The sequence below is a fragment of the Roseibium sp. MMSF_3247 genome (genome assembly GCF_030733765.1).
GTDB lineage: Bacteria > Pseudomonadota > Alphaproteobacteria > Rhizobiales > Stappiaceae > Roseibium.
In genome coordinates, this window is sequence record NZ_JASHII010000002.1 from 779,282 (window position 1) to 802,234 (window position 22,953).

The following is a 22,953-nucleotide window of genomic DNA, read 5'->3' on the forward strand; positions in this document are numbered from 1 at the left end:
CGCGTCGGTATCATCACACATTTCAGGCATCACGGCGGTGATCCTGCTTGTCTCCTGGATGGCCGCAAACAGTCTTGGTCGTATCTTTGATTTGGGGACCTGAATGTCACTTCGCCTATCTCGCCGACAGCTTCTTGCCGGTTCCGCGTCCCTGTTCGGGGCATCCCTGATCAGCCCTGCCTGGTCGACAACAGCTCCGACCATTCTTCCGATACCGCCCCTGGCTGACGGCACCAATGAAGAGCCGGTTGATCTCAAAATCCGGGCTGGCGAACACACCTTTCTGGCTGGTGTGAAGACACCAACGCTCGGCATCAACCAGGATTTTCTTGGACCGACTTTGCGGACACGCCGGAACACCGAACTCAACTTGAACTACCTGAACACGCTGGAGGAGGGCGTTTCCATTCATGGCCACGGCCTCCATGTCCCAGGAGATGTCGATGGCGGGCCCCAACTGGAAATGGCGCCGGGTGAAGGATGGCAACCTTCCTTGTCCATTGTCCAACCGGCAGCCACCTGCTGGTATCACTCACACACCCATGGCAAGACAGGGGATCAAGTCTACCGCGGCCTGGCTGGCATGATCATCATCGACGATGACGACAGCGACGCAATGGACCTGCCGAACCGGTATGGTGTGGATGATTTGCCGATAATCATTCAAGATCGGACGTTCGATGTTGAGGGCCGGTTCGTCTATTCCCTCTATGATGCGGATGAAGACGGTTGGTTTGGGGACACTGTGGTCATCAACGGCGCCATCGGGCCGCTTGTGGCAGATGTCCCGGCAGGCAAGGTTCGTATGCGGCTGCTCAACGGCGCAAATGCACGGTTCTATGTGATCGCTTTTTCCGACAATCGCGTCTTTCACAAGATTGCGACGGATGGCGGTCTTCTGCCCACACCTGTCCCCATGACAACAATGGAAATGTCGCCTGGCGAACGGTGTGAGATTGTCGTTGATTTGGCTGACGCCAACTCCTTGGAACTGTTGACCTTCTTTGAAGATGAGGTCGATGACGAGGGAGAAGGCATTATCGGCAGCTTGAGCAACTTGGTTGGCGGGGACAATGCCGCGCCACCAAGGGCATCCTTGACCTTGCGTCCGGATGCCCGTTTGGTTGCCAACAAGGCGCCGTTGCCTGATAAGCTCGCCCATATCAGGCATCCTGAGGAACATGAGATCAAGAACGTTCGGGAATTTGTTCTCGAAATGGATCACAGCGGTGATCACGTGGGCCATGACGGTCACGGCAAGATGGACATGACCATCAACGGCGCTGTCATGGACATGTCGGTGATCAACGAGCGCGTTGGACTTGGTGTCTGGGAGCGCTGGCGCATCCGGTCAGACCAGGGCGCTCACCCCTTTCACATTCATGGGTGTTCGTTCCTGATCGAGCAGATGGAAGGAGAGGCGGTTCCAGCAGACCAGCTAGGCTGGAAAGATACAGTGGTGCTGGATGACGACGACTGGTCTGAAATTGTAGTGCGGTTTGATCACGTCGCGACAGAACAGTATCCATACATGTATCACTGCCACATCCTCGAACATGAGGATCGCGGAATGATGGGACAGTTCACAGTCACCTAGTTTTGGCATTTTGAACCGTGAAACAGGCTGTTTTCTAGAACGGACTGAGGTTCAGTTGGTCTGAAAAGCCTGTTTTGTGAAATCGAGCAAGAGGCGAAGATTGCCCGACATGGCAGCGCCGGGTGGAAAGACGCCGTAGATGGCGATTTCCGGCAGCCGTGTTCCCGGAAGAACCTCCTCCAAGAGGCCTGCCCGGATTTTCGGATCGGCATCATAGCGCGGGATGCGTCCGATGCCGTGGCCTGCCTCCACAAAGGCTGTCCGGGCAACGGCATTGTTGGTGGTGATGCTTCCCTCCGGTTCGAAGACTTTCGAGGCGCCTCCGGGGATGAGAATCTCCACCTTCTGCTTGTTCATGTGCAGCACCCATTGATGGTCACTCAGATCATCGATGGTTTTGGGCCGGGACCGGGCTAGAAAATAGCTGGGGGCCGCACACAGGCAGGTCGTGATCGTTGCGAGGCGTGTGGCCTTCAGGTCTGAATCGGGCAGGGGGGCGCCGCGAATTGCAAGATCAAAGCCCTCTTCCAGAATGTCGACAACCGTGTCTGAGAAACTGACATTGAGCTTGATCTTCGGATAGAGTTTGTGAAAGGCACCGAGAACCGGAACCATGTGATTAAGGCCAACGCTCACAGGGCAAGAAATGCGCAAAACGCCCTCCGGCTCCTGCTTATAGCGCTCAATGGCTCGCTGAGCGGCCACGGTCTCATCCATGATGATCCGGCAATGGCCGAGCAGCTTCGCTCCGGCTTCGGTGATCTTCAGACTGCGCGGTGCCCTGTGAAAAAGGCTGAGCCCGTAGGCGTCTTCCAGTTTGTTCACGTGATAGCTGACAACGGCGCGGGTGAGGCCGAGATGCCGGCCGGCTGCGCTGAACGACCCGCTGTCTGCCACCTGCGCAAAAACCATTAGGCTCTTGAGGTGTTCGATTGACGCCTCCATGCGACCCACGCTCCCAAGTTTGTATTAATAATTGTGACATTAGGGCCAATTAATTTGCCATTGGTATTACTGGGTGAGCGAATTAAATCAAGGTCACGCCGGACAGATTGTCCGTCCATTTTTGACAAGGGAGTATTTTAATGCCGCAGGTATCTGACAAAAAAGTTCTGATTGTTCTGACCAGCCATGAAGATCTTGGCGACACTGGTCAGAAAACCGGCTTCTGGGTCGAAGAATTTGCCGCCCCTTACTATGCCTTTAAAGATGCTGGTGCGGATATCACGCTTGCTTCGCCGGAGGGCGGTCAGCCGCCGATCGATCCAAAGAGTTCCGATCCGTCTGCGGCAACCGACGCAACCCGCCGGTTTGATGCCGACCCGGAAACCCAGAAGGCTTTGGCAAACACCCTGAAACTGGATGACGTAAACGCTGCGGACTATGACGCGATCTTTTACCCGGGCGGCCATGGCCCTTTGTGGGATCTAACCAATTACACGACGTCCATTGGTCTGATCGAGACCTTCTTCAACGCCGGCAAACCCGTTGGCGCGGTCTGTCACGCACCCGCAGTGCTTCTCAATGCCAAAACACCAGACGGAGCACCGCTTGTGAACGGCCGAAAGGTTGCCGGGTTCACAAATGCCGAGGAAGACGCCGTTGGCCTGACAAATGTGGTTCCATTCCTTCTTGAAGATGAGTTGAAGGCAAAGGGCGGGGTATATGAAAGCGTGGCCAGCTGGTCTTCATTTGCGGTCGAAGACGGCAATTTGATCACCGGCCAGAACCCGGCAAGTTCTGAGGCTGTTGCAGAAAAAGTGCTCGCACAGCTCGGATAAGCACACAAGACCGAAATGAAAAAGGGCGCCGCTTGGCGCCCTTTTGTTTTGCTCTAGGGAAACGGTGTCAGCCGACGAGGCCACCATCTTCCCGGCTCACTGCGATGATCGCGGACCGCGGAACAGATGTGCCGCCAGCTGGCCAGTGGCTGTTGCCGCGCTCGCCCGGGTGCTGGATGCCGACAAACATGGTCCGGCGATCCGGGCTCCAGGTCAGACCGGTGATTTCACACTCGTTCGGACCAACCATGAAGCGGCGGATTTCACCGGTAACCGGGTCGCCGGCAAGCATCTGATTGTTGCCTTGACCGGCAAAGTCGCCTTCGTTCTTGTAGTTGCCGTCCGTCTGGATCCAGACCAGGCCGTTGGAGTCGAAAGCCAGGCCGTCCGGCGAGTTGAACATGTTCTCTTCGTTGACGTTCGCGGAGCCGGCATAGGCATCGGAATGAACGGTTGGGTTGCCCGCAAGAACATAAAGATCCCAGGTGAAACCCGGAGCCGTATGGTCGCCGCCATCCGGGCGCCAGCGCACGATCTGCCCGTAGTTGTTCTTCTCGCGCGGGTTCGGACCGTTGACGGATGTGTCGTCGCCGCCGGCATTCGGCTTGACCCCACGGTTCTTGTTGTTGGTCAGGCAGCAGTAGACTTCCGGTGCCTTTGGATTGGCCGAGATCCACTCCGGACGGTCCATGGTGGTTGCGCCGACTTTGGATCCTGCCTGGCGGGTATGGATATGGATTTCAGCCTGATCCATGCCGGTTGTTTCCGGGGTCAGGGCCACCCATGCGCCGGTGCCGTTGTCGCTGAACTTCGCAACATAAAGAATGCCGTCGTCCAACAGTGCGTCAGTCGGAGCACCCGGTGCGTAAACACCGTTGGAAACGTAGCGGTAGACGAATTCACCGCGCTCATCATCGCCCATATATACGACAATGCGGCCGTCATTGTTGACCACGGCTTCGGCGTTTTCGTGTTTGAAACGACCAAGGGCGGTTCGTTTTTTCGGTGTGGAGGTCGGGTCGGTCGGATCGATCTCGACAACATAACCGGCGCGGTTCGGCTCGTTCGGATGTTTGGAGACATCATAACGATCTTCAATTACAGCCCAGTTGTAGCCCCAGTCCGTTGCAGACACGCCATACCGAGCAAGTTCCGGAGTTACTTCGTGGTCCGGATTTTCCGGAGCGGAAAAATAGCCGTTGAAGTTTTCTTCACAGGTCAGGTACGTGCCCCATGGGGTGACGCCGTTGCCGCAGTTGTTCCAGGTCCCAAGAGACTTGGTGCCGGTTGGATCGGCTTCGGTCTTCATCAAGTCATGGCCTGCGGCCGGTCCGGTCAGCTCCATCTCGCTTTGCGGCGTGATCCGGCGGTTGTACGGGCTGTCCTTGACGATTTTCCAGGCGCCACCGTCATTGGCGATTTCAACAACTGAAATGCCGTGGGCCATCATGCCTTTGGCAATGTCGTCTTCGGCCATGATGCGCTTGTCTTCAGCGCTCAGCGCGATGATGTCGCGGTTGGTGTATTCGTTGTTCACGACGAGAAGCGTCTTGCCGTCATGGGAGAACACGTCCATGCCGTCCGTATTGTCGCCGAACGCGCGGGCCTGGCTATCCGCCGTGCCGCGGGTCGCATCATCAAACTCGGGAACATCGGACCACAATGGATCGCCCCATTGCACCAGGATTTCCGACTTGTAGCCTTCCGGAACAATCACTGCATCCGCTGTCGAAGTCGGGATCTGGGTAAAGGCAAAGCGGCCATCCGAGGCTTTTGCACCGGTCGGTACCAGGCTCGTGCCAAGGGCGGTAAAGCTGCCAAATGCCAAAACGCCGCCCAGAAAGCCGCGGCGGCTGATGGCCGATTCAACGATACGGTCAAAATCATTCTCTTCGGGACGGGGATTTACGACCTCGTCAAATTCATCGAACGACAAATCTTTGGTGTCGATGTTGGCCATTGAAGGCTCCTCCAGGCTAGCGACCGTTCTCGGTCTTGGCTAAGAATTTTTGGTTGGCACCCGCCAGGGTCGCATTGACTATAGCTGCAACTATTTAGCTGTCAAAGCGATGATCTGAACGACCGTTTCATCGCTTCGATTGAAACGCCCGTACCCATCGGATCTATGCAAATTTTGATTTCAAATGGATGACGCTTCCCGCCGTCATTCATTCCAAAAGATATGAAATTTGTCCGGGTTTGTTCCGGTATCGTGGCCCCGTTTGAGTTCATCTTGATCAAGCCGAACAGTGGGAGGCATGGGTTGGAAAACACGTTGGGAGGCTGTGGCGTACTGCCAACGCCTCCCAAAGAGTTACAGGGTCCTTTGCAGCTCTCAGCTCGGCGAAAAAGGAACAGATGAGTGGTGCAGCACGATCTTCAGATCGCCATCTTCCATCCGCTCAACACCAAAGGTGTATTCAACCTTCACTTCTGTGCCGTCAGTGGTCATGAAGTAGTAGTTGCCCATGGTCATGGCGGTTTCGCCGCTGATCACCATGCCCTCCGGTTCCCAGCGGACATTGCTATAAGGCGCGATCGCAAAGCCATTGTCCTCGGAGATATCGCCGCCCACAAAGTAGGAGAGGGCCGCGTCAAAGTCTCCCCGGAACTGATCTTCACTGGCGAGCGTTGGTTTAAAAAGGACAGGGCGGTCGCCGTAAGCATAAAACTGCTCGATATGGTTTGTTGCCGCCGCTCTATAGTCTCCACCGTCCGAATGCACCTTGCCGATGTTGACGATGCCTTCGCCCCAGGCGGTTTTCAGGGCAGTGACCTCCTTCTCCGTCAGTTCAGCAGAGGACTGTGTCGCCGCGGTGGCGGACACGGCGGTCGCTGCGAGCGCGGCAGCAATTGCAAAAGCGGCAGGTCTCAACATACTTCTCTCCTCCAGGAAATGGCAAGTTCATCCAAAGACAACCTGGAGATGGGAAGTCGACAATCACGTTACCAATTAAAAGAATTTAATGTTTGAGCCGGGCTGCATGCCATCTACTGGCCTGCCAATTGATCTTTTCTCTTGGCATGTGAGCCGACCTGATGTCGTTTGAGCGTTTTTGAAAATAGTTGAGAGTGTTTGACGAGGATCAATGGCTGTTGAGCTGCCCGCAGATACGGTGAGCACACATCGGAGCTGAAGATGCTGAGCAAACCTTTTCTGACAACGCATGAAATCGCTGAACTCCTGAAGGTGGGGGAACCAACGGTACGGACCTGGATCCATCAAGAGGAACTGCGGGCCGTAAAGCTCGGCCGGGAGTTTCGCGTGGCGGTCAAAGACCTGGAGGCCTTTGTGAACGAACACGCGACCAGAGCTCCCAGTTGGAAATAAGCCAGTCGGCCCATGCTTTTAGTTACTGCTGCACAGTCTGTTTAATCGGCGAACGCCGAAAATTGCCCGCTGATTAATTGGCGCAAACAGTCATACGAACAAACAAAACGCGCGAACCGAAGGCACACGCATTTGAGAGCTTGTGCACCGAAGGCACGCAAAAACTTCCACTCAAAATCACGAGGACAAGCAATGCCCAAAATGAAAGCTGCAGTGGTCACGGGATTTGGCAAGCCACTGGAAATCAGAGAGGTCGAAAAACCAGGCGCTCGAGAAGGCCACATCGTGGTCAAGATCGAAGCCAGCGGTGTGTGCCATACCGATCTCCATGCCGCCAAAGGCGATTGGCCTGTCAAGCCTGAACCGCCTTTCATCCCGGGCCATGAAGGTGTCGGCTACGTTGCCGAGGTCGGACGCGGTGTGACGTCTGTGAAGGAGGGTGACCGTGTTGGGGTGCCCTGGCTTCATCATGCTTGCGGCCACTGCAGCTCATGCATAACCGGATGGGAAACCCTTTGCCGGACCGATCCGCAATACACCGGATACACCGTCAATGGCGGGTTTGCCGAGTATGTCGAGGCTGATCCGGTCTATGTCGGGCATATTCCGGACGGGGTAGACTTCGCGCCGGCCGCGCCTATCCTGTGTGCGGGCGTCACTGTCTATAAAGGCCTGAAGGAATGTGAGCTCCGCCCGGGAAAAAGTGTCGTGATATCCGGTGTCGGTGGATTGGGGCACCTCGCGGTGCAGTACGCCAAGGCAATGGGTCTGCATGTCATCGCCGTGGACGTGGCTGATGACAAGCTGAAGCTCGCGTCCGATTTGGGCGCCGAAGTCACGATCAATGCCAAGACGCAAGACCCAGTGGCTGAGCTGACCCGATTGGGCGGCGCAGACGGCGTTTTGGTAACCGCCGTCTCGAATTCAGCTTTTTCTCAAGCGGTCGGCATGCTGGCTCCCGGCGGGACCATGAGTCTTGTCGGTCTGCCGCCCGGTGATTTCCCGCTGAACATCTTTGACGTTGTTCTCAACCGGAAAACCATCCGGGGCTCGATCGTTGGAACACGGGCGGATCTCGCTGAGAGCTTGGCATTTGCCGCAGAGGGAAAAGTTGCGTCGCACTACGCCACAGAGTCGATCAACAACATCAACGACATCTTTGGCCGGATGGAGCAGGGCAAAATTGACGGCCGCATTGTGATGACGTTGTAACCGGTGGCTAACAGAGAGGATTTCAATCATGGCAGCGGCGATTGAGGGCTATATCTTTTACGAGATCGCAGCTCTGCTCGTTCTTGCAGCAAGTGTCGGTTTTGTTGGTCTGTTGCTGCGGCAGCCCCTGATCGTTAGCTTTATCGCCGTTGGCATCCTTGCCGGTCCTTCGGTCCTGGGAATAGCGCAGTCAGACGCCCAGATCGATCTGCTGGCGGAGCTTGGAATTGCGGTCCTCTTGTTTCTCGTCGGACTGAAACTTGACTACAATCTTGTCCGAACCCTCGGCCCGGTCGCACTGGTGACCGGACTGGGGCAGGTGCTGTTTACGACCGTCTTCGGCTTCCTGATCGCGCTTGCGCTTGGCATGACACCAACCACCGCGATCTATGTCGCCATCGCGCTGACCTTTTCGTCAACAATCATCATTGTGAAGCTTTTGTCGGACAAGCGTGAGATCGATGCGCTGCACGGCCGGATCGCCCTTGGTTTCCTGATCGTTCAGGATGTCGTTGTCGTTGTTGCCATGATCACGCTTTCCGCGATTGGTGTCGGCAGTGCGAGCGGCAGCGACAGCGCCTTTGCCGATGTTTTGCGGGTCTTCGGCTATGGATTGGCGACGCTGGCGTTCGTTGCGTTCTTCATCCGCTTTGTAGCCAATCCGCTGGTCGAAAAATTGTCCACTGCGCCGGAGTTGCTGGTGTCGTTTGCCATAGGCTGGGCAGCATTGCTCGCAGCCGTTGGCCATTACCTTGGATTTGGCAAGGAGCTGGGCGGTTTGCTGGCCGGTGTGTCACTGGCATCGACCCCCTTTCGCGAGGCAATTTCAGCGCGTCTTGCTAGCCTTCGTGACTTCTTGTTGCTGTTCTTTTTCATCGCGCTCGGTGCATCGCTGGACCTGTCGGTCCTAGGCGCGAGTGTGGGACCTGCCATCGTGCTCTCCTTGTTCGTTCTGATTGGCAACCCTTTGATTGTTTTAGCGATCATGGGGGCCATGGGATACCGCAAGCGAACCGGGTTTCTTGCCGGCTTGACCGTTGCCCAAATCAGCGAGTTTTCTCTGATCTTCATGGCAATGGGTTTGACGATAGGCCACGTGGATGAGCGCGCGCTTGGTCTGGTGACACTTGTCGGGTTGGTCACAATCGCAGCATCGACCTACATGATCACGTTCTCGCATCAGCTCTATGCCGCGCTGGAACCGTTCCTTGGGGTTTTCGAACGGCGCAACACGGCTGCCGAACCCGAGGGCAGCAGCATGTCTGCAAAGTCTTATGACGTGATCCTGTTTGGCCTCGGACGGTATGGCCTCGGGATTGCCAACGCTTTGAAAGAGGATGGCAAACGGATCCTGGGGGTGGATTTCAGTCCAGGTGCTGTCAGGAATGCCCGGGCGCTTGGCTATGACGTGTTGTTTGGAGACGCCACGGATCCGGAGTTTCTTGCTCATCTTCCACTTGGCAATGCGGAATGGCTCGTGATGGCTGTTCCGGAACACGACACCGGTGTGACACATGATGACCCGCGCTTTGCTTTGCTGAAAGCTGCCCGTGATCTTGGGTTTGAGGGACGTGTTGCGGTTGCCGCACACCGCGAGGTCACCGCTGAGGCTCTCTCAAGGATAAACGCTGATATCGTCATGATGCCGTACCGTGACGCAGCTTATGCCGCCGCAAACATGATAGCCGGGCGTGCGGCTCCCTCTTTGCCCGGTCTGCAAGATCCTGAAGGTCAAAAGGAGCTGCCGGCATGATTGGGGAGCTCGGACGTCCAAAAAAAGTACTCGCCGTAATCGATGACACCGATACGCAAATAGCACTCAAGAGTGCAGCCGAGTTGGCAAAAGCGTATGAGGCCGGGTTAGAGGTGATCGCTTGCGTGGAGCCACCGCAGGACATCGCAATTATCGCCCGGCTGGCCGGACGCGACAAAGACGCGATCATTGAAGAGATGGTGACCCGTGCGCAAAGGGCTGCGATTGTGAACCTCAAAAGGGTTCTGCCGGATCAAGCGATCGAACCTCAAGTAGTTGTCGGAAAAGCTTATCTGAACATCATCAGGCATGTTTCTGAAACGGGCTGCGATTTTGTGGTGAAAGCAGCCGAGCCGTTGACCGGCGTCAGTGGTTTCCTGCATGCAAGCAACGACCAGCATCTTTTGCGAAAATGTCCCTGTCCGGTCTGGCTGCAGTCCGCAACCGCTGAGCCGTCGCCGCGCCGGGTCATTGCGGCGGTGGATTTGGACAACTGGGATGCGGCGGAACCGGACACTCTGGACATACTGAACCAGCGCGTTGTCGAAGCTGCGGCGCGTGTTGCATATGCGCCCGGGTCAGAAATCATCATACTTCATGCCTGGGACGCGGTAGGCGAGGGCATGGTCTGGGCTTTTTCCGACACCGGGGATGCGCGCAAGGCAGCCAATGACTATGTGCGGGAGACGTTGAAAATCCGCGAAGAAGCAATGCACCGGTTGCTTGAAACAATGCGTGAGCGATTGGCGAGTTCGAACGTGGTATTACAGCCAATTCTTGCCCGCGGCGCAGTAGAACGCGTGATAGAAATTCAGAGCAACATTCAAAACGCGGATCTCGTGGTTATGGGAACAGTCGCGCGGACCGGGCTCAGCGGCGTTTTCATTGGCAACACGGCTGAGAACATCGTCAATAGCCTTCAATGTCCGGTCCTTGCCGTCAAACCTGAAGGGTTTGTCAGCCCATTGCTGGCGCCCTGACATCGAAAGAGTGTTGCCGCCGGGTCTCAAGCTGGCCGGTAGAAGGCCTAGCGAATGCCTGTCGGCGGCGCGGCGGTCCCGTGATGCAAGTTGAACGGCAGCGGAGCACGCTGATACCGTTCGCAGGTGTCGCAAGGGCTTGTGAACTGGGTATGGACCGGAAGGCGGCGGCGTGCCCGATCACTTCGGAGGCGCGGTACATCTTCAAATCGCGATTTGGAGTTACTCAAGGGCTCCGGTTTTTCGGAAAGCCTGGCCGCAAAGCGTTTGTGCAGCTCCTGGGCGACGCGCGGGATTAGATCATTGACCAGCACGTCTTCGTGCGGCGATTGCAGTCTTTTCGACTTGTGACGTTGGTCATGCATTGATGCTCCTCCATCCCAGAAAATTACAACATGTGGGTCTTGCACGTACAAGCTGTGGCGACTGCGTAAGTGCTTTTAGGTAGATGAGACCGGTGATGCGAGAACCAGATATTTTTTGGTAGGCGGCATTTCCCCCCAGAAACAAAAAAGCCCCGGATCTGCGATCCGGGGCTTTGGTCTGGTCATTTCGTCAACCAATCAGCGGCGCTGATCGATCGGCACGTAGTCGCGCTTGGTAGCACCTGTGTAGAGCTGGCGCGGGCGGCCGATACGCTGAGACGGATCTTCCACCATTTCCTTCCACTGGGCGATCCAGCCGACGGTCCGCGCAAGCGCGAACAGCACTGTGAACATGGTTGTCGGGAAACCGAGCGCACGCAGCGTGATGCCGGAGTAGAAGTCGATGTTCGGATAGAGCTTCTTCTCGACGAAATACGGATCGTTGAGGGCGATTTTTTCCAACTCCATCGCAATGTCGAGGAGCGGGTCGTCCTTGATGCCGAGTTCGCCGAGCACCTCGTGGCAGGTTTTCTGCATGATCTTGGCGCGCGGATCGTAGTTCTTGTAGACCCGGTGACCGAAGCCCATGAGACGGAACGGATCGTTCTTGTCCTTCGCGCGGGCAACAAACTCCGGAATGCGGTCGACGGAGCCGATTTCGGACAGCATGTTGAGCGCGGCTTCGTTGGCACCGCCGTGTGCCGGGCCCCAGAGACAGGCAATACCAGCTGCAATACATGCGAACGGGTTCGCACCGGAAGAACCGGCAAGACGCACGGTCGATGTGGAGGCGTTCTGCTCGTGGTCCGCGTGCAGTATGAAGATGCGGTCCATTGCGCGCGCCAGAACCGGGTTCACCTTGTATTCTTCACACGGAACGGCAAAGCACATGTGCAGGAAGTTCGCCGCGTAACCGAGGTCGTTGCGCGGATAAACGAACGGCTGACCAACGTGGTACTTATAGGCCATTGCAGCCATGGTCGGCAGTTTTGCGATCATGCGCAGGGACGCGACCATCCGCTGATGCGGATCGGAGATGTCGGTGCTGTCATGGTAGAACGCTGACAGGGCGCCAACGGTGCCGCAGAGGATCGCCATCGGGTGGGCGTCGCGGCGGAAACCGGAATAGAACCGGTTCATCTGTTCGTGGATCATCGTGTGATAGGTCACACGGGTGACGAAATCGTCTTTCTGCGCCTTGGTCGGCAGTTCGCCGTAAAGCAGCAGATAGCAGGATTCCAGGAAGTCACCATGGTCGGCGAGCTGTTCGATCGGATACCCGCGATACAGCAGCGTGCCTTCGTCACCATCGATGTAGGTGATTTTGGATTCGCACGATGCGGTTGAGGTAAAGCCCGGGTCGTAGGTGAACATGCCCGTGTCCTTGTAAAGGGACGAGATGTTCACAACCGACGGTCCGATGGATCCGTCAAGGACGTCGAAATCGTGGTCGTTGCCACTGACGTTGAGCTTGGCGTTGTTGTCGGCCATTCAGAAAACCCCCTATTTGTTACCCTTGCACTGCCGAGCCACGGGCCTTGGATGCAAGACCCAAATGAGGCGGCCAGACTGTGCTGGAGGAATGGTCGCGTCTTGCCTAGCCCATTTGCCGCACTGCCGCAAGCAGCAGCGTATAACGCTTTGGTCAAAGGCCGACATGTTGATGTTTGCCAATGTTCCGGCGCGCTGCAGCAAAACGCGCCGGTCCTTTGCGCTCCCTTACGTCAGGCAGCCTGATCGGCAATCCGGGCGAGGGATTCGTCGCGGCCGAGTGCAACCAGCACGTCATAAATGCCAGGGGAGGTGCCCCGGCCGGTGAGCGCTGCACGCAGTGGCTGGGCGACTTTGCCGAGTTTCAGATCCTTGTCTTCCGCATAGGCTTTGACAGCCGCCTCCAGCGGTTCCGCTTGCCAGTCAGCAACGCCAGAAAGCACGCCGTTCAGATCGCCCAGAATCGCCCGGGCGTCGTCTGTGAGGATCTTGATCGCTTTCTCGTCATTTTCGAGCGGGCGCTGGCGCCACAGGTAGGAGGCGCTGTCGGTCAACTCGACAAGTGTCTTTGCGCGTTCCTTCAGGCCGGGAAGGGCGGTCAAAGCCGTTTGGGCATTGGCCGCGTCCGACATCCATTCCAAAACCGCTGCCCCATTATCCGCATGGGCAAGATAAACCTTCCAATGCTCCAGCAGCTCAGCGTCGTCTGTTGCGCGCATGTAATGGCCATTGAGATTTTCCAGCTTCTTGAAATCGAAGCGCGCTGCTGACTGACCAACGGCATCCATGCCGAACCATTTGATCATGTCCTCAAGCGACATGATCTCTTCATCACCATGGCTCCAGCCGAGGCGCGCGAGGTAGTTGCGCATGGCTTGCGGCAGATAGCCAAGGGCCCGATAGGCCTCTGCGCCGGTCGCGCCGTGGCGTTTGGAAAGTTTGGCACCGTCCGGCCCGTGGATCAGCGGGATATGCGCCATTTTCGGCACGTCCCAGCCGTTGGCATTGAAAATCAGCGTCTGACGGGCGGCGTTGGTCAGATGGTCGACACCGCGGATGATATGCGTGATGCCCATGTCGTGATCATCGACAACCACGGCCAGCATGTAAGTCGGCGTGCCGTCAGATCGCAGGAGAACAAAGTCATCAAGATCCTTGTTCGGGATCACCACACGGCCTTGAACCATGTCGTCCACGACCGTTTCGCCGTTTTGCGGAGCTTTCAGCCGGATGACCGGATCAATACCTTCGGGCGCTTCGGACGCATCCTTGTCGCGCCAAGTGCCGTCATAGCGCGGCGGGCGTCCTTCTGCGCGGGCCTTTTCGCGCATGGCATCGACCTCTTCCGGGGTCGAATAACAGCGGTAGGCCGTGCCGTTTTCCAGCATCTGGTCAACAACTTCCTTGTGCCGGTCGACCCGGGAGAACTGGGAGATAGGATCCCCGTCCCAGTCTAGGCCAAGCCACGAAAGGCCATCCATCAGCGCATCGACCGCTTCCTGTGTGGAGCGGGCCCGGTCTGTGTCTTCAATGCGCAGCAGCATTTTGCCGCCGTGATGCTTGGCGAAGAGCCAGTTGAAGAGGGCGGTGCGGGCGCCGCCAATATGGAGAAATCCGGTCGGGGATGGGGCGAAACGCGTGACGATATCTTGTTCCATGGTACTTTTTGAAAGTCTCTGTCAGAATGAGGCGCGGATCTGCGCCTGACGGATAGTGGCGCGGTCTTAGCATAGGCAAGCCTGAGGCAAAATAGGCTTTGCTGCGATCGTTAAACCCGGCAGAAGGAGCGCGGGTGGCACGGGAGGCGAAACCAGACGCCGATGATGACAACCGGGCTGGCCCCGGCGCTCCTGTCAGTGACGCTTCAGTTATATCGTCAAACACGGATAGCAGGCATCGGCCCACCGAGGCGTCGCCCTGGATCGCGTTTCTGAGAACCCGGAGAGAACGGAAAGACCCGCCAACTGATCAGTACGCCGGTTGGGCAGGAACGGCGGACGATTGGGAGCAGTTTTGGCAAAAGCAGGGTCTTTTGTGGACCGGATTTTCCTTCAGCGCCGGTATTTTTTTCTACAGCTTGTTGCCTGAAGAGCCGAGTTGGCTCGTGCTTGGCGTGTTATTCGTTTTATCAGGTGGTTTCGCTGGCTCCCACGCTATCCGAACCGGTCTGCCGCGAATTTTGATCCTTTTGCTCGCCCTTTTTGCAGGGCTCAGCATTGCAACACTCCGAACAGCTGCAGTGGGCGCACCCCGGCTGGCGGAGCCGATGACTGTTCTGTTGCGCGGTGACGTCTTGAAGGTGCAGGAAACCCGGTCTGGCAAGCGGCTTGTGCTCCGCGTCAGAGAAGTTGATGCCAGAGAAAATACTGTTGGGCGGTTTGCAAACCGGGTCCGGCTGCGCATTCCGGCCGATGCGCGCATTGCACCCGGCAACTCGATCAAAGTCCGGGCCCGGTTGTTTCCGCCTATGGGTCCTGTGGTGCCCGGCGGATATGACTTTTCCTTCCGCGCCTATTTTGACGGCATAGGTGCAAGCGGCTTCAGTTACGGCGCGCCAGAGATCGTGCAAGGGCCTGCGGCGTCTCAAGTCCTTCTGCTCGTTCGCAAGGTGAATGAACTCCGCCAGCGCTTGGCAGAGCGGATTTCAGCACTTTTGCCGGAAGGCCCGGAAACAGCCCTTGCGGTTGCACTCTTGGTGGGCGATCGCAGCGGTATTGATGAAAAGACCGAAGAGAGCCTTCGGGCCGCGGGCCTGGCACACATTCTGGCAATTTCAGGCCTGCATATGGCGCTCTTTGCAGGCGGTGCTTATGCTGTATGTCTTGGCGCCCTAGCACTTATCCCGGGCCTTGCGCTGCGCTGGCCGATCCACAAGGTTTCAGCCGTTCTCGCCCTTGTCGCGGCAGTTTTTTATCTTCTCCTGTCCGGGGCTTCAGTCGCCACGCAAAGATCCTTCATTATGATTGCGTTGGTTTTTTTGGGGATCATGACCGGACGCCGGGGTTTGACGCTGCGATCGGTCGCAATCGCCGGACTGTTCTTGCTTCTACTCGCGCCGGAGCGCCTGTTTTATCCAGGTTTTCAGATGTCGTTTGCGGCCGTGATCGCACTGGTCGCCGTTTATGATCTTTGGCGGTCGCATCAAAAGAGAAGCAGGTTTCTTGTCTCATCAACAAGCGGGCTCTCTTGGTTCTTGTCCGGCGCACTAAAATGGGCCACCGGTTTGTTCGTGACGGCTCTCGTCGCCGGGATCGCTACCGGCATTGTCGGTGGGTACCACTTTTCCCGGATCGCGCCCTTCGGACTGGTCGGCAACATGCTGGGCATGCCGGTTTTTTCTATCATCGTGATGCCAATGGGCGTGGTGGCACTGGTCCTGATGCCGTTCGGTTTGGCGGCAATCCCGCTCAAGATCATGAGCGCCGGTCTGGCGGCGCTGATCCAGATAGCGGAGTTCACAGAACAGATTGCGCCTGACTTTGGCCGAATGGGAAGTCTGACCGGCCTGTCTGCCGCTGTTTTATTGGCCGGTTTCTTTGGCTTGCTGCTCGCCCCGGGCCGTTTCCGGATGATCGGTTTGGGTCTCGCACCTGCCGGAATCGCTCTCGCGATAATATCGCGTCCGCCAGATATTTACATTCCGGCAAAAGGGGCTCAATTGGCTGCCCGGGATATCGAGGGCAAGTTAGCGTTATCCAGCGCCAGAAGTTCTTTTGCTGTAGAGACTTGGTTTGAAGCGGAAGGAGTGTCAGAAGAGGCGATTAAATCGCGCAAGATGAAATCCGATCAGCGCGCTTGCGACCCTGCGGGCTGTGTGGTCCAGACGTTTGCAGCAAGGGCAGAAGTTGGTGAGGAGCAGATTCCGGTCACCATCGCCCTACCGAAGACCCGGAATGCCCTTTTTTATGACTGTCAAAAGGCAGATATGATCGTGACCGATATGATCGCGCCAGAAGCATGCTCCGCAGTCGTTTTCGACCAGGACATCAGAGTGGCGCGCGGTGCCATTTCTATTTGGTTGGGCCAGGTCTGTCGAACACGCACTCCAACAAAGGACCAGATGATCGAAAACGGGCAGAGAGTAGAGGCTGCGGTTCAAAGAAAGAATGTTGCCCCAGCCCCAATAATGCCGCCGCAAACCACTCGCGCAGCGGCAAAAACTCCCAGCGCTGTTGTTTGCCAAACGCAAATAAATTCAGTCAAATACGCCAAGCCAACGCCTCCGCGGCCGTGGCACAAGCAAGGCAAAGTTACACGCGCAAGCTTGCGCGCATCTGCTGACTAGAACTGATGGTAGTACCTACAAACCCGCAGTGGCGGGAAACTCTCGAAAATGCCTGCCGGTCTCGAAGCTTCAGTACCGGCGGAACAGGGAAACGAGTTTCCCTTGCACACGGACACGGCCCGGTCCGAAAATACGTGTCTCGTAGGCGGGGTTGGCAGCCTCAAGCGCGATCGATGCGCCTTTTTTGCGCAGGCGTTTGAGTGTCGCTTCCTCATCGTCCACAAGGGCCACAACGATGTCGCCACTATCGGCGCTTTCCGTTCGGCGGATCAGGACGGTGTCGCCGTCCAAAATCCCGGCTTCAATCATTGAATCCCCGCGCACTTCCAGAGCGTAATGCTCGCCTTTGCCTAAAAGCTCTGGCGGAACGCTGATCGAGTGGCTGTGGGTCTGGATTGCCTCGATCGGAACACCGGCCGCAATCCGACCCATGACCGGGATTTCCGTCGATGCTGCGACAGGTTCTGGCGCGGGCGCAGAGGCTGGCGCCGGTTTGCCGAGTGATCCTTCAATCACCTCTGGTGAGAAACTGCCTCTTGGTCGCGGCGCACCCAGGCCCGGCGCGATCGAATCCGGCAAGCGGACCACTTCCATGGCGCGGGCTCTGTTGGGAAGCCGGCGTATGAAACCGCGCTCTTCCAGGGCGGTGATCAGTCGGTGAATGCCGGATTTGGAGCGGAGATCCAGAGCATCTTTCATTTCGTCGAAAGACGGCGGAACGCCCGTTTCCTTTAGTCTTTCGTGAATGAACATGAGCAGTTCGTACTGCTTGCGCGTCAGCATACTGCGGTTCCTCGCCCTGAGTTTGGTTTTGCCTGAGAATCGCTCAGTACAAATCGAGAACATCTTACCTGTTCTCATTGTGTTCTGCAAGGGTAAACGTTCTCTTACTGTTCTGCCGATGGTTCTGAGATCGAAACCTGCAGATGCTTTAAGGCGCTGAGAAAAAGATTGTTTTATACGTGATGCGGGAGAACGACCAATATACGCCGGACGGCACAAGATCGGGACCTGCACAAATGTTGTAAGCCGGCCTTTCTGATCCGCTAACAGGCTCTAGCTATCTTCTGAGTTGTTGCGGAGGAAGCAGACTATGCGAATGATTGTGATCGTTGCTGTTTTGTTGCAGGGCTTGCTTGTTTCTGCGGCCTCATCCGAGGAACTTGATCTGGAACTCGTGCTTCTGGCAGATGCCACTGGTTCAATTGATGACGCGGAAATCAGGTTCCAGCGCCGGGGCTATGCCGAAGCGATCACCGATCCACAGGTCCTGAACGCAATTGCGGACAACGCGTATGGCAAAATCGCCGTGACCTATGTCGAATGGGCGGACATGTTTTCCCAGGACGTCGTGGTCGACTGGATGGTGATCGACGGACCGCAGTCGGCGCAGCTCTTTGCAGAGCGTTTGATGGCACCGCCCCGTCAGGCCTTTGGCCGCAACGCGATTGGCGCTGCTCTTCTAAAGGGCAAGGAGCTGATCGACACCAACGAATACAAGGGGTTGCGGCGGGTGATCGATTTGTCGGCGGACAGCGCCAACAATTGGAATGGGCCAAGCATCACCGAGGCAAGAGACGCTGTGGTGAATTCCGGCATCGTCATCAATGGTCTTGCGGTCCTGTGCCGTCACTGTTCCGGCCGTCCGGTGTCTTACAATCTGGAGGACCGGTTTTTTTCCGAGATCATCGGTGGTCCGGGATCCTTTGTCGTGACGGCCGACAGCGCCGACACCTTCGCAGCGGCTGTGCGCAAGAAACTCATTCTGGAAATCGCGGACAAGCGGTCTGCGCCGGATGCCCGTGTGAGGTTTGCAGCGATTGAAGGCACGGGAGTTGCGAACTGATCGGGTAGATCCAGTCCGGGACTACATAATCTTAGATATTGAACTCAAACCGGCAGGCATCCGCCCCGCAAGCTCCGCATTCCGTCTCTGTGACACGGACATGCGGGCCGATCAGTTCCTGGAACAACCTCTCGAAAACAGCCACATGCCAATGGCAAATTGGATGATCAGCGTGTTCCCCTGCGATTAGCGGATTGTCTTTCAGGATAAAGATCAGGGGCGCGCGTCTTGCGACTTCGAACTGGCCGGAGCCTGCAAAGGTCCAGGCGTTTTTTGAAATGGCGTTTGCCAAGAGATGTTTTGAGAGGCTTGCGGGAAGGACTTTCAAAAGCGTTTGCGCCAGACCAGGGATCCGGTGTTTTATGACATAATCGGCCGTGCCAACACCGGCGGCCCTGGATATCTCCGCTGAAAGATCGGGTAGGGTGGCCCGCACCGTCTTGTGAAACCGCGCGACGGGGCCCTCCGGGATCAGGCCGCTCATATCCGGAAGGCTCGCAATGCGGGCGTCGTGCAAGAGCGTTTCGAAAAGGTCCTGACCACCCTGTTCTTCCAAAGGGGAGCGGAATTGGGTCAAGGCATTCGGGCCGATCATGCCATCGGCCTGAAGGCTCTGCCGGTCCATGTCAGGCGTTCTCCGCCAATTGTTCCGTGCTGCCACCGCAAGCAAGCGCTGCCGCTGCTGAAGCTTTTTTTCGCTCTGCCGCCCTTTCCTTGCCCTGCAGTCGCAGGGCTTCGCGGCGCTCGGCTGCCCGCGCGGCACGATCGGCCGCCGATTCCCAGTCCGCCACTTGGGCTTCTGCCAAGGTGCGGTTCTCATCGAAGTCGAAATGCACCTTGTCCTTGGATTGCGGGCCCCAGTAACCGGCCTTGCCAAGGTCATAGAAGGTGCGTGCAAAACCGGCCTTCAGGAAGGCTTTCAGGCAGCCCAGCAGATAGCGCCGGCGAAAGCCGGTGCCGCGCCACGGGTAATGGAACAGAGCCTTCTGCATGTAGAAGCGCCGATAGTTCTTCATGACACCGTTCAAAAGTTCGCCGCGTGTCATGGCCTCTGGCTTCATGATCGGTGTGACGAAGTTGTATTTCGAAAAATCAAACACCTCGACCTGATCCCGGATTTCCTGGAAGAGCGGTGTGAACGGCCAAGGCGTATACATGGCCCAGTTGGCAAGGTCGGGCTGCCAATCCCACGCCATCCGATATGTTTCTTCCAGGGTTTCCTCGGTTTCATTGTCGAGCCCGACAATGAACTGAGCTTCCACGAAGATGTCGGCCTCCCGCAGAAGCCGGATGGCTTCCTTGTTATCGTTGACCTTGGTTTCTTTGTTGAACTGGTCGAGTTTGAGCTGCGCCGCCGCTTCCGTTCCAAGGCTCACGTGAACCAGGCCGGCCTCGCGGTAGAGCGGCAAGAGGTCCTTGTCGCGCATGATGTCGGTCACACGGGTGTTGATGCCCCACTTGATTTTGTCCGGCAGCCCGCGTGCGATCAGCTCGTTGCAGAATTCAACGAACTTCTTGCGGTTGATGGTGGGCTCTTCGTCAGCAAGGATGAAAAAGCCGACATTGTGCTCGGTGACCAGCTTTTCGATTTCATCGACAACCTTTTTGGGATCGCGCACCCGGTAATCGCGCCAGAATTTCCACTGCGAACAAAAGGAGCAAGTGAACGGGCATCCCCGGGCAAAGTTCGGGATGGCGACGCGGGTACCGAGCGGAACATAGGTGTATTTGTTCCATTCCAGAATGTTCCAGTCCGGCTCGATCGCGTCGAGATCCTTCACGGTGGCAGCCGCATGGGTCGCAACGATCTGGTTGTCTTCCTTGAAAGCAATGCCCTTGATCGTTCTGCGGTCTTCCGGCCACCGCTCCTCGTCGATTGCCCGCATCAGCTCAATGACGATTTCTTCGCCTTCGCCGCGCACAATGACGTCCACCCAGGGCGCCTCGCTCAAGACCTGCTTGTACATAAAGGTGGCGTGGACACCGCCGAGAACCCGAACCGCATGCGGATGCTCGTCTCGCGCAATTTCCAATATCCGTTCGGCTGCGTAAATCGACGGCGTGATGGAAGTAACACCAATGACATCCGGTGAGATCCGGCGGATCTCTGAAGCAATTTCGTCGTCAGACAGGTCATTGGTCATGGCATCGACGAAATGTATGTCGTCAAAGCCTGCCTTTTTGAGACTTCCCGAGAGGTAGGCGACCCAGGCCGGAGGCCAGCTCCCGGCGATTTCCGCGCCACCAGAGTGGTAGTTTGGATGAACGAACAGGATGCGCATGGGATCACCTCTCATATGTGTCAATTAAAGTTGACACATGCATCGTCTCAGAAAAATGACGCAGATCAATCGGGCGAATTGCGTATTTTTGGCAAGTTGAGCGGCGGCGTCGTTCGCAGCTCAATTATCTTCCCTTGCGGTATTTCACGATTGCCACACAGCACTGTCATCTGCTTATGATTTGAGACTGCAGGGCTTTCCAGACCTAATCCTGCAAGCAAACCATCTATTGCACGCCCATTTTTCAAGGCGCGCCTTCAGCACATGCTGATCATGGAGACAGGAGATTTAAGAACGACAGTCCGCAATCAATTGCCGACTGTTTTGAAGCAATCAGAAAATGCCAAGGCCCAGTAAAACAAACGCTGTGCCACTAGCTGGGGAAGACAAAATGAAAGCACACGCCGTCGCCAAGTGGAGCGAGTTGCCAGATCGAGATCCGCAATATGCTCTCGTGGAAGATGTCGATCTGGTGGTTGTTCGCTTTGATGAAACGGTGTCGGTGATGTACGGGCGATGTCTTCACCGTGGGGCGCTGATGTCCGACGGCTATGTGGATGGAGATAACCTTATTTGCGGCGTTCACTATTGGGACTACCGCATTGATACAGGCGTTTCTGAGTACAACAACTCGGAAGTCCTGAAGAAATTCAGCAGCTGGGTCGAAGACGACGAAGTGCGGGTGGATGCGGAGGAGATCGCGGCCTGGGCCAAAGACAACCCGCAACCCTTCCAGCGCGATGACTACCTCGGTCTTTATGCGGACACGTCCCACGGCACTGAGGAAGAGCCTTATACCAAACTCATTCAGGGGTATGCCAAACACGGTCTTTCCAAGACCGGTCACCACGGCGTGGTGGATGCCATGGGGGTGCCGCGTGTTGACTTGCCAGATTGGGACGACATCCAGATCCTGACTGCGCAGCTCCAGCGTTTTCCGTTGCTTGATGATGATCCGGTGGGGACCGATGTTGTCATCGGGCCGAATGCGCAAAAGCCGCTTCACCTGAAGATCCCGCTTTTTGTCTCGGATATGAGTTTCGGTGCCTTGTCAGAACCGGCGAAGATCGCGCTTGCGCGGGGGGCTGAACTTGCCGGAACCGGTATCTGTTCCGGAGAAGGCGGGATGTTGCCGGAAGAGCAGGAAGCCTGCTCGCGTTATTTCTATGAGCTGGCCTCAGGACGCTTCGGGTTCGACTGGGAGAAGCTGAACAAGGTTCAGGCGTTTCATTTCAAGGGTGGTCAGGGCGCCAAGACCGGAACCGGCGGCCATTTGCCGGGATCCAAAGTGCAAGGCAAAATTGCCGAAGTGCGAGGCCTGAACGAGGGCGAATCGGCGATTTCCCCGCCGCGCTTTCCCGACTGGACGCAGTGTGAGCAGGTCCGGGACTTTGCCGATGAGGTGCGCAGCCGCACAGGCGGCATTCCGATTGGCTACAAGCTGTCTGCTCAGCACATAGAAAAAGACATCGACTCGGCGCTGGAGGTTGGGGTTGATTATATCATCCTGGACGGCCGCGGCGGGGGCACTGGAGCTGCGCCGATCATTTTCCGGGACAACATTTCCGTACCGACAATCCCCGCGCTCGCCCGAGCCCGCCGGCATCTCGACACGTCTGGGCGGGGCGATGTTTCGCTGGTGATTACCGGAGGCCTTCGGAAGCCGGCGGACTTCGTCAAGGCGATGGCCCTGGGCGCCGATGCGATTGCCGTATCCAACGCGGCGATGCAGGCGATCGGCTGCATCGCCATGCGCGCCTGTTACACCAACAATTGCCCCGTCGGGATCGCGACCCAAAAACCGCATCTCGTGAACCGTCTGGTGATCGAGAAATCCGCCCGCCAGCTCGCCAACTTCTTCGAAGCGTCGGTTGGGCTGATGCAGGTAATGGCGCGCGCCTGTGGCTATTCGCATATCAACCAATTCAACCAGCACGATCTCACAACCTGGAAGCGGGAAATGGCAGACCTGTCCGGTGTTGCCTATGGTGGTGTGGCCTGATCCGGGCCGATAAGTTTTGAGGGAGGAA

The 22,953-nt window shown here is 56.8% G+C and carries 18 protein-coding genes; 9 read left to right on the forward strand and 9 right to left on the reverse strand.

Features of this window, described 5'->3' with window-relative positions; translation table 11 throughout:
• The first annotated feature begins 103 nt into the window (after nucleotides 1–103).
• Complete coding sequence (locus RBB44_RS08975; RefSeq protein WP_306147039.1) at nucleotides 104–1,597, forward strand: multicopper oxidase domain-containing protein; 1,494 nt, start codon at nucleotides 104–106, stop codon at nucleotides 1,595–1,597.
• A 51-nt stretch (nucleotides 1,598–1,648) separates the two neighbouring features.
• Here the strand turns inward: RBB44_RS08975 and RBB44_RS08980 are convergent, their stop codons facing one another.
• Complete coding sequence (locus tag RBB44_RS08980; protein ID WP_306147040.1) at nucleotides 1,649–2,542, reverse strand: LysR family transcriptional regulator; 894 nt, start codon at nucleotides 2,540–2,542, stop codon at nucleotides 1,649–1,651.
• A 140-nt stretch (nucleotides 2,543–2,682) separates the two neighbouring features.
• Between RBB44_RS08980 and RBB44_RS08985 the strand changes: the two genes are divergently transcribed.
• Nucleotides 2,683–3,378, forward strand: coding sequence for a type 1 glutamine amidotransferase domain-containing protein (locus tag RBB44_RS08985; RefSeq protein ID WP_306147041.1), 696 nt, complete (start codon nucleotides 2,683–2,685; stop codon nucleotides 3,376–3,378).
• 67 nt (nucleotides 3,379–3,445) lie between these two features.
• Here RBB44_RS08985 and RBB44_RS08990 read toward each other — a convergent pair whose 3' ends face one another.
• Both RBB44_RS08990 and RBB44_RS08995 read right to left on the reverse strand, forming a co-directional pair.
• On the reverse strand, nucleotides 3,446–5,338 hold the full coding sequence (locus tag RBB44_RS08990) for a PhoX family phosphatase (RefSeq protein WP_306147042.1): 1,893 nt from the start codon (nucleotides 5,336–5,338) through the stop codon (nucleotides 3,446–3,448).
• Between the two features lie 375 nt (nucleotides 5,339–5,713).
• Nucleotides 5,714–6,256, reverse strand: a complete 543-nt coding sequence (locus RBB44_RS08995) for a phosphoribosyl-AMP cyclohydrolase (RefSeq protein WP_306147043.1) — start codon at nucleotides 6,254–6,256, stop codon at nucleotides 5,714–5,716.
• Nucleotides 6,257–6,517: 261 nt separating this feature from the next.
• On the opposite strand from RBB44_RS08995, the gene RBB44_RS09000 reads away from it, so the two are divergent.
• The 4 genes from RBB44_RS09000 (at nucleotide 6,518) to RBB44_RS09015 (ending at nucleotide 10,654) form a co-directional block, all read left to right on the forward strand.
• Nucleotides 6,518–6,709: a helix-turn-helix domain-containing protein gene (locus RBB44_RS09000; protein ID WP_306147044.1), complete on the forward strand. Its 192-nt coding sequence runs from the start codon at nucleotides 6,518–6,520 to the stop codon at nucleotides 6,707–6,709.
• Between the two features lie 192 nt (nucleotides 6,710–6,901).
• A complete protein-coding gene (gene adhP / locus RBB44_RS09005; RefSeq protein WP_306147045.1) occupies nucleotides 6,902–7,921 on the forward strand; it encodes an alcohol dehydrogenase AdhP in 1,020 nt (339 codons plus the stop codon).
• 28 nt (nucleotides 7,922–7,949) lie between these two features.
• A complete protein-coding gene (locus RBB44_RS09010) occupies nucleotides 7,950–9,674 on the forward strand; it encodes a cation:proton antiporter (protein ID WP_306147046.1) in 1,725 nt (574 codons plus the stop codon).
• The gene (locus RBB44_RS09015) at nucleotides 9,671–10,654 is read left to right on the forward strand and encodes a universal stress protein (RefSeq protein WP_306147047.1); all 984 of its coding nucleotides are present in this window, start codon (nucleotides 9,671–9,673) and stop codon (nucleotides 10,652–10,654) included. Before RBB44_RS09010 ends, RBB44_RS09015 begins: the two co-directional genes overlap by 4 nt.
• A gap of 47 nt (nucleotides 10,655–10,701) precedes the next feature.
• Here the strand turns inward: RBB44_RS09015 and RBB44_RS09020 are convergent, their stop codons facing one another.
• The 3 genes from RBB44_RS09020 to gltX form a co-directional block, all read right to left on the reverse strand.
• The gene (locus RBB44_RS09020; RefSeq protein ID WP_306147048.1) at nucleotides 10,702–11,019 is read right to left on the reverse strand and encodes a hypothetical protein; all 318 of its coding nucleotides are present in this window, start codon (nucleotides 11,017–11,019) and stop codon (nucleotides 10,702–10,704) included.
• 198 nt (nucleotides 11,020–11,217) lie between these two features.
• The gene (gene gltA, locus RBB44_RS09025) at nucleotides 11,218–12,510 is read right to left on the reverse strand and encodes a citrate synthase (RefSeq protein ID WP_306147050.1); all 1,293 of its coding nucleotides are present in this window, start codon (nucleotides 12,508–12,510) and stop codon (nucleotides 11,218–11,220) included.
• 233 nt (nucleotides 12,511–12,743) lie between these two features.
• The gene (gene gltX, locus RBB44_RS09030; protein WP_306147051.1) at nucleotides 12,744–14,168 is read right to left on the reverse strand and encodes a glutamate--tRNA ligase; all 1,425 of its coding nucleotides are present in this window, start codon (nucleotides 14,166–14,168) and stop codon (nucleotides 12,744–12,746) included.
• 446 nt (nucleotides 14,169–14,614) lie between these two features.
• Between gltX and RBB44_RS09035 the strand changes: the two genes are divergently transcribed.
• On the forward strand, nucleotides 14,615–16,795 hold the full coding sequence (locus RBB44_RS09035) for a ComEC/Rec2 family competence protein (protein WP_306147052.1): 2,181 nt from the start codon (nucleotides 14,615–14,617) through the stop codon (nucleotides 16,793–16,795).
• Nucleotides 16,796–16,864: 69 nt separating this feature from the next.
• Here RBB44_RS09035 and lexA read toward each other — a convergent pair whose 3' ends face one another.
• Nucleotides 16,865–17,578, reverse strand: a complete 714-nt coding sequence (gene lexA / locus RBB44_RS09040; protein WP_306147053.1) for a transcriptional repressor LexA — start codon at nucleotides 17,576–17,578, stop codon at nucleotides 16,865–16,867.
• Between the two features lie 310 nt (nucleotides 17,579–17,888).
• On the opposite strand from lexA, the gene RBB44_RS09045 reads away from it, so the two are divergent.
• On the forward strand, nucleotides 17,889–18,641 hold the full coding sequence (locus RBB44_RS09045) for a DUF1194 domain-containing protein (RefSeq protein WP_306147054.1): 753 nt from the start codon (nucleotides 17,889–17,891) through the stop codon (nucleotides 18,639–18,641).
• Nucleotides 18,642–18,672: 31 nt separating this feature from the next.
• On the opposite strand, the gene bchJ is transcribed toward RBB44_RS09045, so the two are convergent.
• Entirely contained in the window at nucleotides 18,673–19,266 is a 594-nt protein-coding gene (bchJ, locus tag RBB44_RS09050) for a bacteriochlorophyll 4-vinyl reductase (RefSeq protein ID WP_306147056.1), read from the reverse strand.
• 1 nt (nucleotide 19,267) lies between these two features.
• Entirely contained in the window at nucleotides 19,268–20,923 is a 1,656-nt protein-coding gene (bchE, locus tag RBB44_RS09055) for a magnesium-protoporphyrin IX monomethyl ester anaerobic oxidative cyclase (RefSeq protein WP_306147058.1), read from the reverse strand.
• A 391-nt stretch (nucleotides 20,924–21,314) separates the two neighbouring features.
• Here bchE and RBB44_RS09060 point away from each other — a divergent pair, with 391 nt between their 5' ends.
• Complete coding sequence (locus RBB44_RS09060) at nucleotides 21,315–22,925, forward strand: glutamate synthase-related protein (RefSeq protein WP_306147060.1); 1,611 nt, start codon at nucleotides 21,315–21,317, stop codon at nucleotides 22,923–22,925.
• The last annotated feature ends 28 nt before the right edge of the window (nucleotides 22,926–22,953 follow it).